Here is an 11,628-nt window from a genome sequence, read left to right as displayed (position 1 = left end):
AAAAGAAATAATTATGATAAAGAACATCTCATATTGCTTGTTTTTTGCTCTTTTGATACTTGTATCCGGTTGTAAGCAAAAAAATGAAACAGAATCCTCTACTACTGAAGAAACTGCTTACCAGCCTGCCAGTCCGAAATATACAGCCAGGTATGACCATTCAACACCTACAGCTAAAATAGATGTCGAATCAGCTATTTCCACATCATCTCCTGTCCGGTTAAGTGAAGTGGCATCGACCATCGAATATTATCAGGTAGGCGACGATAAATATCCAGTGACCGAAGTTGTTGCTGTTGAGGGTGGTTTCATTGCCCTCAACAAGCCGAAACTATACCTTTACCGGCAAGGGAAAAAACGGAAACGGGTCGGATTGAAAACAGAATATAGTAATTGGCGGGACAATGAATCGGGTAATAACCTGTTTTATGATAAAAAGACTACCCGGTTATACGTACAATTAAAGAAACTGAATCAGGAAACCGGATATTCAACCAAATATATAGGAGAACTTCCTCCGTTGGACAGTGTCCTGGCCAGGGTGCATTATCTGTATCCGGACTCATTGCCAAACCGCCGTCTTCTGAAAAACTGGGTAGAGATATTCACTCCGGAAATGTCTGTCGGCCGCTTCTTTTACCCTGGGACCGGATTTGACTATGGAGTTAACACTTTCAATTTAAAGGGCGATACTCTCTGCCATTTTTATTTCGGGATCGATTCCATTGGTACTATTAAAAGCGATAACTTTTACAATTTCACACTCTTCCATACATCATATCTGTATGATAACAAACCGACATTTTCAGCGACCTATTGCGATACGGTTTACCGACTGCTGGATCAGCAGACCATTGCTCCGGTCTATGCCATCCATTTAGGCAAATACAAGGCACCGGCAACCTATGTGATTAATAGAGGAGATAAGCGTAATAAAGCATGGGTGGATAATTTACGGGAAAATTCGCAAGCCGTATTCCTGAAAGTTCACAGGGAGGGTAAAAGTAACAAATCCGGATGGCTGGACAACAAAGACAAGCAGAATCAGGATTTTCCATCCGAAGATTATCTGATGGTTTATCTGAAGAACAAACGTCAGACCAGAGCATTGCCTCTGGCAGCTACAGGAATGACAAACGACCTGGACGGAGGCTTGCCTTTCTGGCCCGATGGTCAAACAGATGAATATATGTACATGATCCGACCGGCCGGTGAACTGAAAAAAGGAATTAAACTAACCGGTTCCCCTAAACAGGAAACTCTTAAAAACTTCCTCAGTGATCTGCCGGACAATCAGAATGTAATGATTGTTGTCAAATAAGGATCCTGTCACCTTCCTGGTAAACTAATTGAATTAATTGGGATATACGATAATCGGTTGCCTTATTCACTCTTTTTATTAAGGATAACAATATTAACCTATCAGTTAAATTAAAACAATGAGTCATGAAAAGAAACTTACCATATAATCTATTGCTGGTTTTCCTTATTCTGTTTACCGGATGCAAACAAAAAGGGAAAGAAACCATATCCTCTGTAACGGAAGAAGCCGTTTATCAACCTGCCAGTCCGAAATATACAGCCAAATATGACAAGACAAATCTAACGGAAAAAATAGATGTCGAATCGGCTATTTCCACTTCCTCCCCTGTCCTGCTAAGCGAAGTGGCATCAACCATCGAATACTACCAGGTAGGTGACGACAAATATCCGATTACGGATGTTGTTGCCGTTGAAGGAGGTTTCATTGTTCTGAACCAACCCAAACTCTATCTTTACCGGCAAGGGAAAAAGCGGAAACGCGTAGGATTGAAAACAGAATACAACGACTGGAAAGATTATATCTCAGGTAAGAACCTGTTTTATGACAAAGCTACAACGAAACTGTATGGACAAACAAAGAAAATAAACCCGGAGACTGGATATGCCAATTGGTATATCGGAGAATTACCTCCATTAGACAGCGTGCTTGCCAGAAGATATTATTTATATCCGGACTCACTCCTAACCCGTCATTTACTGACAGATTATGCAGAGTGCTTCACTCCGGAAATGTACTACCGCCGTTTCAATTATCCCGGAAGTTCGTTTACCCAGGGAGTAACCGCTTTCAATCTAAAGAATGACACACTCTGTCAGTTCCATTTCGGAATCGACTCCTTAGGGGTAGTTCCGATAAGAAGTTATTACAGTTTTACTTGCTACAACAATTTTTATCTATATGAAAACAAACCTACATTCGTTGTAAATTTCTGTGACACAGTTTACCGTTTACAAGATCATCAAACAATCTTTCCGGCATATTATGTTCATTTAGGAAGATACAGACTACCGGCTAGCAAAGCTATAAGAAGCAGTGGGCTGGAAAACAAAGCATGGATTAACGGTTTTATCGAGAATCCAAAAGGAGTATTTCTAACAATCCACAAAGAAGGTACACATAGACAATCCGGTTGGTTAGAAAAAGAGAAAAACAGCAAAGAATTTCCTTCCGAAGATTATCAGATGGTTTTCCTGAAGAAAAGCCGACAAACAAAAGTGCTCCCATTGAAATCAAAGGGATTGACAAACGACCTGGATGAAGGTTTACCTTTCTGGCCTGACAGTCAAGTAGACGAATATATGTATATGATTCGTCCGGCCAGCGAACTGAAAAAAGACATTAAACTAACTGGTTCCCCTAAACAGAAAGCACTTAAAAACTTCCTTCGCAATCTGCCGGACAATCAGAATGTAATGATTGTCGTCAAATAAATTATACCTCCTGCCGGTTCTTTTTCGATGGAACCGACAGGAGGATAGTTATATAAACTTTTATCTTTTAAGAGGATAAATCATCAGGTAATTATTATCATTTTCATCAATCATATTCTGTATATCAGTTAGTTTTTTCCGCATATCACTGGAAAGGTCACTCTTTTTCAATAAAGTTTCAATCTCTGTCAGTAAATTTCCCGGTTCCATATTACGGATATAATAACCGTTCGAGAATATTCCGCTAGGCCATTCTATTTCCTGATCTCCGAAATAATCATTATATATTTTAAAGTAAGCCCCCTTGCAAGTATTCTTGTCTACTATATAATGAACTGTCTCGCCTGGTGTCGCAATTGTTCCATGTTCATTTTGCTGAACAACAGGAGGACCTGAAAATTGTCCTACAAAATGATTGGGCCATTCATTAAAACCATGCCAGGGGATAGGATCTGTTTTTGAATGATTAAATGTAAAAGTCGGGCGCAACCGGTTATTCTCAATATCATAATGATATAGAGAATCTGGACGAGTCGGATCTACACATAAAAGATTGACATCAAACACATTGGGCATATTCAAATTACATAATATCTCATTATTAAAAGTCCAGGGAACTTCCAAATGCCCGGGGGCCACTTCCTGAATATGATTTCCAGCTAAATCCTGTACCCAGACAAGAGCCGGAGTTTTTGGAAAAGGTAATGTAGCCACCGTCAACGTACCCTTTTCCGGATCAACTTTGAACATGGCTTTCGGACAACGAATCCCAAGAGGTATGGGAGCTAGCGTCTCACCTTTTAAATTATAAACAAACAGATTCTCCGTTTGCCAGGGCATCAAATAAATACGATCGTTTTTCTCGTCAATCTGGGCATCATATACAAAGTTATATTCACCCGGACCTTGACCGACAGCACCTACATCCGTCAGATAATTTCCTTTCCTGTCAAAAAGTTTAAAAGCAGTAGGAGGATATCCGCTATGTATCAGAATATAATTATCGGAAAGACTAACACCACATTGAGTAACCAATGCCGTATCCCTACCATCCAATTTAACGATTTCCATATCTTCTGTAAAGAAACTAAGAGGAAGACGGATCGTATCCGTCAATAACTTCTGGTCACACGACAAGACCTTGTTGTCTCCCACCTGAACATACTGGCCTACAACGGGACAATCCTTCAAAAGATTCTTACGTCCGGCGTTGTTTTTATTCCCCGTAATACAAGAAACAGTAGCCAAAGTGATTAATAAACCGCCTAAAAGTTTCGAACTTGCATCCATACTAATTGGTATTTAGATTACTATATACAAATAAAGCTATTAAATCATTGGTATGCAACATTATTACTGTTTTTTCGTAAACAAACGATAAAATCGTATTTAATGAATACAAATCAATAAATAATACCTATTTTTGAGGCAATCAATTAAAAAAACCGGTATCATGAAAACATTATATATTCTGATTGCCACCTGTGCTGTATGTCTCGGTACACTAAGCGGCTGTAAACAAAAAGAAGGAAAGAGCACCCGTCCAATCACTCCCCCTAAATATGAAGGGAAAGTCGATTATTCTGTTGCTCCTACCCATATAGATTTGGAAAGTGCCCTCGATGGCGAAAAGCAACCATTGAAGTTAAGCCAGATCGCTTCGGAAATAGATTATTATATTGTCGGAGACGGTAACTTTACGGTAAAGCAAGCTATTTCCATACCTGACAGCAATGCTTTCATCACGTTCAACAACCCGAGGCTTTATTACCGGAAAATAGGAAGGCCAAGTAAACGATACGGTTTCAAGGCACTGACCTATAAATGGAATAATGAAATGAACGGGCATAATCTGTTTTATGACAAAAAGACAACCCGCATGTATTGTGCCATGAGCGGTAAAGATGTGGAAACCAGAGGAAGCCAGGAGCCTTGCGACCCACAAATCATTGAACTGCCTCCACTAGATACGATGTTGACAATCACCCGGTATGTTTTTCCTGAAACAGTGGAAAAGAAATACACAATCAACCTGGGAAAAGATAAACTACTGGGATTCTCATCCGACGGATATATGTTGAGCCACTATGAAGACACAAGCGGTGTTCCGAACTGCATGTTGACTTTTAACCTGACAGGCGAAACGCTCGGAAAGTTCACATTAAAGGATAAGTCAACGCTTTCCAAATCGCAAACGGATAATATCCCATTCTTCCAGACATCCTATTGGAATGAGGCACAAGATCAAATGACTTTTATGATACCGTTCTGTGATACCGTATTCCAGATGCGTGATCCGCAGACTGTTGTACCTTTGTACAATCTGAATCTCGGGAAATACGGCATCCTGACTGACTATGCAGAAAAACAAGAAGTTACGGATGAGAAGATATGGTTGCGTACTTTATATGAAAACTCAAAAGGTTTATTCATGGGCCTGTATCAAAAGAAAGGTCCAAAGCTCGTAAGCTGGCTGGGATTTGAATATGAGTACAAACCGACACTGAGTTATCAGGCTGTTTATATGAAAGATGAAGGTAAAACGTATGTCCTTCCGCGTAGAGGACAGGGATTTGTCAACGACCTGGACGGCGGACTTACTTTCTGGCCAGACGGACAAACAGACGGTTATCTTTATATGATCCGTACACTGACAGAAATGCGTATGAACGTAGAACGAACCGGCTCGCCTAAACAGCAAAAACTGCTGGATCTCCTTGACAACAAGAGAATACAGGAAAATCAGTATGTGATGATTGTGGTTAAATAAATAATTCTTATTTTTAACGCAACAAAAAAACTAGTATTATATTACAAATAAGATGAATCATTACTATTACCATTCCATTCGGTTAATAGCAGGTATTCTTTGTCTCTGTTGTTTTCCAACGATATTTCTGCATGCACAAATCAGTGAAGGAGGTCTTCCGCCGAGTTTTCAGTTTATGACCAATCTGAAAAGTACGGAACAGCCTGTACAGATCCCGGTAAGCTTCAGTGTTGAAGACCTTAAAGTTGTCGATGCTTGGCGGGTAAGCCAAGGTGCTCCTTTAGCGATTGCCAAACGGATCGAAACAGATTTGAGTATATCCAACAGTGGAAATTGGGGGACTTTACCCGACGGACAAAAAGTATGGCAACTGCATCTCGAAGCAAAAGGTGCTATTGCATTGATCTTGTCTTACTCCGATTTTTACATTCCGGAAGGCGGCAAATTATTTATTTATAATGCAGATAAAAGCCAGGTACTTGGTGCTTATACAACCCGTACCCATCCCCAAAACGGACATTTTGCTACCGAACCGATTGCCGGTGATGAAATTACACTGGAATACGTACCGGCTGCGTCGGGTGAGGAACCTTTATTACGGATCAGCGGCATAGGATATGGATACAACCATCTTTACGTAACAAAAGGAACGAAAAGTGCCCAAGAAGAATTATCAGGCCCCTGCATGGTGAACATCAACTGTGAAGAAGGAGATGACTGGCAATTACAACAAAAAGGCGTGTGCCATACAATCCAGCTGATAAAAGGACAATACTTTATCTGTTCCGGATCACTGGTTAATAATACGGCAAAAGATAAGAAGCCTTATATCCTGACCGCTTACCACTGTTCGCAGACAATGGACGGTTTAGGAGAGGCGACAGACGAAGAATTACAGGAATGGATGTTTTTTTTCATATGGAACGCACTGGCTGCGACAACAGTTCGTCCGGGAATAGGTATGAACCAATAGTTGGTTGTACCCGTAAAGCTGCGATCCCTATTCAGAATGGTTCCGACGGTCTGTTGTTGTTACTGAACGAGAACATTCCCGATAATTATGATGTTTTCTTCAATGGCTGGGACCGGACAGGTACGCCATCGCCTTCAGGAGTCGGCATCCATCACCCTTCAGGAGATTATAAAAAGATTTCCACCTATGGAAAATATCCGGTTGAATCTGTCACCTGGAGCAATGCGGATACAAAGCAAACCGGAGCAAGGAATGCCCATTGGAACACCACCTTCGATGAAACGGCCAACGGTCATGCGGTAACGGAAGGTGGATCTTCCGGCTCTCCGCTTTTCAACAACAAAGGTCTGATTATAGGAACATTGAGCGGAGGTAATTCTTCTTGTGAAAACCCCAACGGACTAAACCTGTACGGTAAATTTTCTTTTCACTGGAACAAATTCAGCGAAAACACCAAAGAGCGTATGGATATCTGGCTGGATCCTCAGAATACAGGAACGACATATCTTGCCGGTATGTCGCAGGACGGCCAAACAGTAGAAGCCGGCTTAATGGCACCGACGGACCTGACAGCCCGGAAAACGACAGACGGAAATATCGAACTGGAATGGAAAGCACCCATATATCAACAAATTATCGGCTGGGGAGATCAAGGGATAGTTTCTCAGTTTGGATTAGGCGATCCTTTTTATTATGGTCAGAGATGGGATACGAATGATTTGACACCAATTCACAAAAAGACGATCACTACCGTTTATTTCACTCCGGTCGAAAATGTGTCGTACGCCGTTTATATAGAACAGGGAAACCGGATATATGAAGAAGATCTGACAGATATTGAATACCAGAAAACGAATGCTATTACATTAAAAAAGCCTTTCACTATAGATGCCGGTCAGGATTTGATTGTAGCTATTCATGCCAAAGAATATAATAAAAAGATTTTTCCGGCTTTTGCCGACGAAGGGCCAGCCATCGACGGAAAAGGGAATATCTATGCAATGAGCGACAAAAAGTGGGCAACATTCCCGACCGAAGAGCTGGATGCCAACTCCTGCATTTCATTCGTCGTAACTTCGGAAGAAGGAGAACTGACAAATAGTACTTCACTGTTAAGTGCAAAGAAACAAGCACTTAATCCGGTGAAAAGCACTAAAATGACAATCATAAGATCAGAGATTGCCTCTTCGTCGCCGGAAGGATTCCTGATTACCGATTTTACGGAACCGACAGGTTATCAAATCAACCGCGACCAATTGGAATTGGTCACCTTACCGGCTTCAAGCACACAGTATACCGATAAAAACATACCGGCTAACGCTCCTGTTTATCAGGTATATGCCCTTTACAACGACAAAAAGAGCCAACCGGTTACAATCGATACCGACACCAGCGTCGATAATGAACAGATACAGAGGGAAGAGGAAGTAAGTATTCAACCCAACCTGTTCAGCGATCAGGTGAATATCATTCATAACCAGCAAGTCAAATTGCTGGAAATCTATGCAAGCAACGGGAAACTGGTCAGAAAGATACATCATCCGGGAAATATAATTCATACAGGTTCTCTCCCTCAAGGCGTATATTTCTTCAGAATGACAACAGACCGGACAACAAAAACAATCCAAGGTATCAGGAAATAAACACGACTTCACCTAATTAAATACCGGAAAGATGCAGGTCACTTGCCATCGTCTTTCCGGTATTATTTTGACATATCAGCCTGTTATTTCCTAAAGGTTATATTTCTTCATCTTATTATAAAGTGTCTGCCTACTGATATTCAGTTGCTGGGCACAAAGTGTCAGATTTCCTTTTTTCTCTGCCAGCACTTCACTGATAAACTGTTTCTCCATCTCTTCCAAAGTAACCGGATGGGAAACAGTTACAGGAGGAGCGTCCATATAAAAGTCATCACTATCGAGCACGGATGAATTTGAAAGAAGCACGGCACGCTCTATGGTCTGCTGCAAAAGACTGAGGTCACCATTAAGCATCCTGTCCGACAACTTATGCAATGCATCGGGAGTAATTCCGGGAAAAGGTTTCCCATAAGCCGTCGCATATTTCCGGAGCAGGGAGTTGACAAGCAATGTAACGACAGAATCTGTTTCTTCCGAAAGAAATTCCGATTCCTTTCGAGAGGAATTTTGTTTCCTCCCGGAACGGGATTCCCAGGCAGCGATAACAGTCGACAAGAGTTTATCATTATCCCAGGGTTTCACGATAAAATCCACCGCTCCCTTTTTCAGGGAAGAGACAGCCAGTTCGATATCGCCAAAAGCAGTTATCAGCACGACTTCCGGCGGATTCGGACGTTCACGGATACGGTCCAGCCAGAAAAGTCCCTCTCCCCCGCTCTGCTTCCCGGTTCCGAAATTCATATCCAACAAGACAACATCCACATCGTCTTCCCGAAGCAAAGCAGGCAGCAAAGTCGGCACCGAAGCACAAACCACCGTCTTAAATTCACGCGAAAGAATCATCCGCAATGTTTTAAGCACCGCCTCATTATCGTCCACTACTATAATCTTTCCATTTCTCATAACAAAAGCAAAGATATACGGATTCTTTTTTCTCCCAACTCCCATTGTCTAATATTTAGACAATTTGACTGTATCCTTCAATTATTTTTACTTATTCTTTGTCTCTACAAAAGAAAGAGGATAGATTTGAAATGCCATTCAAAAAAGAACGGTACGAAAAGCCTAATATCGAATTTATGAAAACTGTCGCTCTAAAACTTGTATTCCGCAGCTGGTGGAGAAACAAGACATTCTCAATAATCTCCATCGTCAGCCTGGCGATCGGCATTGCCTGCACAAACCTGCTGGCCGTATTCACTATTCATGAATATGGAATAGAGAAAGGAAATCCGAACAAAGAACGTATCTGGATACTCAGCCAGGACTGGCCGATGAAAACCGGAGAAAAGACTATCTATGCAGGAGGCGATATCCCGGCAATGCTGAAAGAGAAATACAGCGAAGTCGAGAATTATCTCCGGATAAGCGGAAAAACCGTCAAATACATTTCTATCGATAATGTGAAACACGCACCGATTCGTCTCGTCTCCGCCGATCCGTCTTTGTCTGAGTTTTTCCCTTATAAAGTACTCTCCGGAAACCTGAAAGAAGCCTTGACCCAGCCCGACAAACTGGCCCTTACCGAACAAACTGCCCGAAAACTTTTCGGAAAAACCAATCCGATTGGCAAAATAATACATTTCAACCTTCCCGATGAAGAGATGAGTACCAAAGGCAGTACTAACAACGAACACGCTTACCAGGTTGCCGCTATCATAGCCGACCGGGAACAATCTTTTTTAAACCTGGAGGCAGTAACGGCCATTTCAGATCCTTTCTATGGCGGTACCAGCCTGTTACTGATGAACAAGCCAATCGACCGGAAAGCATTTGAAGCACAATTGAAAAAAGACAAAATCCCTACTTTACAGGGTGACCTGGGGAATTATTATCTGGATACTTTACAGGAGAGTTACTTCCACACGACCGAAGGACAGAAATCGAACTATCTGAATTACCGTCAGCCGACATTGCTTTATGTGGGATTAATCTCCGCCATCCTGATTCTGCTGATAGCCTGTTTCAATTATATCAACCTCAACTTCTCACGTCTCCTTCAACAGGTACGGATGATTCATACACAGAAACTGATGGGAGCCAGCCGGAAAGAAATCAACCTGCAACTTTTTCTGGATACCTTCCTGACAGTAATCATTGCCTTCCTCTGCTCGTTGCTGATTACCCATGACCTGCTTCCCCTGTTCAACTCAATCGTAAACGGACAATTACATACCTCTTTCTTTTTCAACGGACAATCATTGCCAGTCATCTGTTGCTTTATCCTGCTGTTATCCATAATTCCGGCAGCCTATATGGGACGAAAGATATCCAGGCTTTCCAACTCCGGTTACCGGGAGTTTTTCACCGGAAATAAAAAAAGGAAGATAGTCACCTCATTGTCCATCGCCCAATATGTTATTTCTATCGGCCTGGTCATTGCCACACTGACGGTAAACGACCAACTTCATTTCATCCGCCAAGGAGGAGATAATTATAAAAACCTGATTGAAATAGGGGATTGGCAAGAAGACAGTTCTTATGTCCGTCCTTTTGCCCGGGAACTAAAAAAACACCCGGAGATAAAGCACGTATCCCTTGCCGGAAGCTCTATCCTGGACAGTTGGATAATGCAAATCGTCCTGAAAAATGAAGACGGCAGTGAAAACTATACGGCACAAATCAACTATTTCGGCGAACCAGACTTCCTGGACGCCTTACAACTGAAGCTGTTAAAAGGCCTTCCTCCCGAACAGGCCGTCGAAAAATATGCCCGTCCGGTATATATCAATGAGAAATATGCAGAGATACTGGTCGGAAAAGGAGAAAACCCGATCGGTAAGCCGATTAATGCGATCGATAAAGAGTTCGACGAAGGGAATACAGGTAATGATCCGTCAAATGCACCGGTCACGACAATTGCCGGTATCGTCGATAACTTATACACACATACGCTGGAAAGTGAGGTTTATCCTTTTACCATACAGATCAACAACAGTCCTCAAAATTCGTTCAATTACATTTATATACGCCTCGGCGACGACAGAGAAAAGAGTATCGCCGCCGTACGGGAAGCATGGAATAAGGTAAACCCGGGTAACTATTTCACGTACCAGGATGTTTACCAAAAGTTCCTGCAACGGAACGAGAAAACAACCGAACTCTCCCGGCTGCTGTTTATGTATTCATTGATCAGCCTCTTCCTGACTTGCTGCGGCCTGTTCGGAATGGCACTCTATGCAACCGAACAACGCACCAAAGAAATAGGTATCCGGAAAGTAAACGGAGCGACCAGCCCCCAAATCATGTTACTGCTCAACAGCCAGTTCATATCCTGGATAGGCATTTCCTTTATCATTGCTATCCCTATTACCTGGCTGCTACTCAACCGCTGGTTGGAAAATTTCGTCTACCACACGGATATGAACATCGGAATCTATCTGATAAGCGGTTTTTTTGTCCTGCTCATCACCCTACTCACCGTCAGCTGGCACAGCTACAAAGCTGCATCCGGTAATCCTGTTAAAGTATTAAGAAGTGAATAACCT

At 42.1% G+C, this 11,628-nt stretch carries 8 protein-coding genes; 6 read left to right on the top strand and 2 right to left on the bottom strand.

The genetic code is table 11. The annotated features are described in order from the left end of the window. The first annotated feature begins 13 nt into the window (after positions 1 to 13). Entirely contained in the window at positions 14 to 1,321 is a 1,308-nt protein-coding gene (locus C825_RS05095; RefSeq protein ID WP_010801660.1) for a DUF4933 domain-containing protein, read from the top strand. 125 nt (positions 1,322 to 1,446) lie between these two features. Beyond that, the gene (locus tag C825_RS05090) at positions 1,447 to 2,754 is read left to right on the top strand and encodes a DUF4933 domain-containing protein (RefSeq protein ID WP_010801659.1); all 1,308 of its coding nucleotides are present in this window, start codon (positions 1,447 to 1,449) and stop codon (positions 2,752 to 2,754) included. 60 nt (positions 2,755 to 2,814) lie between these two features. On the opposite strand, the gene C825_RS05085 is transcribed toward C825_RS05090, so the two are convergent. After that, entirely contained in the window at positions 2,815 to 4,044 is a 1,230-nt protein-coding gene (locus tag C825_RS05085; protein WP_010801658.1) for a DUF4934 domain-containing protein, read from the bottom strand. Positions 4,045 to 4,207: 163 nt separating this feature from the next. Between C825_RS05085 and C825_RS05080 the strand changes: the two genes are divergently transcribed. Genes C825_RS05080 through C825_RS05070 form a run of 3 tightly spaced genes read left to right on the top strand, consistent with a single transcriptional unit; the run spans position 4,208 to position 8,140 of the window. Next, on the top strand, positions 4,208 to 5,524 hold the full coding sequence (locus C825_RS05080; RefSeq protein WP_010801657.1) for a DUF4933 domain-containing protein: 1,317 nt from the start codon (positions 4,208 to 4,210) through the stop codon (positions 5,522 to 5,524). A gap of 52 nt (positions 5,525 to 5,576) precedes the next feature. After that, positions 5,577 to 6,497: a hypothetical protein gene (locus C825_RS05075; RefSeq protein ID WP_010801656.1), complete on the top strand. Its 921-nt coding sequence runs from the start codon at positions 5,577 to 5,579 to the stop codon at positions 6,495 to 6,497. Next, positions 6,425 to 8,140 carry a T9SS type A sorting domain-containing protein gene (locus C825_RS05070; protein ID WP_228100188.1) on the top strand — a complete coding sequence of 572 codons (1,716 nt, stop codon included), beginning with the start codon at positions 6,425 to 6,427 and terminating at the stop codon, positions 8,138 to 8,140. The genes C825_RS05075 and C825_RS05070 overlap by 73 nt, the downstream gene beginning before the upstream one ends. A gap of 90 nt (positions 8,141 to 8,230) precedes the next feature. On the opposite strand, the gene C825_RS05065 is transcribed toward C825_RS05070, so the two are convergent. After that, positions 8,231 to 9,043: a sigma-54-dependent transcriptional regulator gene (locus C825_RS05065; RefSeq protein ID WP_044214924.1), complete on the bottom strand. Its 813-nt coding sequence runs from the start codon at positions 9,041 to 9,043 to the stop codon at positions 8,231 to 8,233. A 176-nt stretch (positions 9,044 to 9,219) separates the two neighbouring features. Between C825_RS05065 and C825_RS05060 the strand changes: the two genes are divergently transcribed. After that, a complete protein-coding gene (locus C825_RS05060; RefSeq protein WP_044214925.1) occupies positions 9,220 to 11,625 on the top strand; it encodes an ABC transporter permease in 2,406 nt (801 codons plus the stop codon). The last annotated feature ends 3 nt before the right edge of the window (positions 11,626 to 11,628 follow it).

The sequence above is a fragment of the Parabacteroides sp. ASF519 genome (genome assembly GCF_000364265.2).
Classification (GTDB): domain Bacteria; phylum Bacteroidota; class Bacteroidia; order Bacteroidales; family Tannerellaceae; genus Parabacteroides; species Parabacteroides goldsteinii.
The sequence above is the reverse complement of the archived record's forward strand: the minus strand, read 5'-3'. Positions and strand labels throughout refer to the sequence as shown.